The 310-nt window shown below is 62.9% G+C and carries 1 protein-coding gene; it reads left to right on the top strand.

The window, feature by feature from the left end:
• Positions 1-310 (top strand): HD domain-containing protein (locus CLH62_RS20910; RefSeq protein WP_143752406.1); only part of this gene is annotated, 310 nt, incomplete at both ends.

Below are 310 nucleotides of genomic sequence, written 5' to 3'. Positions count from 1 at the left end.
CGGGTGATCCGCAACATGGTACGGCTCAACAGCACGGAAGCCCGCAAAGATTACCCGCTGGCGTCCCGCCTGATCCACCGGCTACCCAAGGTGGAAGACCTGTACATCGCCGGGCTCTACCACGACGTTGCCAAGGGCCGCGGCGGCGACCATTCCGAACTGGGCGCCATCGATGCCGAAAACTTCTGCCGCCGTCACCACCTGAGCGACCGGGATACCCAGCTGATCTCCTGGCTGGTGGAAAATCACCTGCTGATGTCGATGACCGCCCAGCGCAAGGACATCTCGGACCCGGACATCATCCACGCCT

It is taken from the genome of Marinobacter guineae (assembly GCF_002744735.1).
GTDB lineage: Bacteria > Pseudomonadota > Gammaproteobacteria > Pseudomonadales > Oleiphilaceae > Marinobacter > Marinobacter guineae.
Note: the sequence above shows the minus strand (reverse complement) of the source record. Positions and strands in the feature narration are given on the sequence as shown.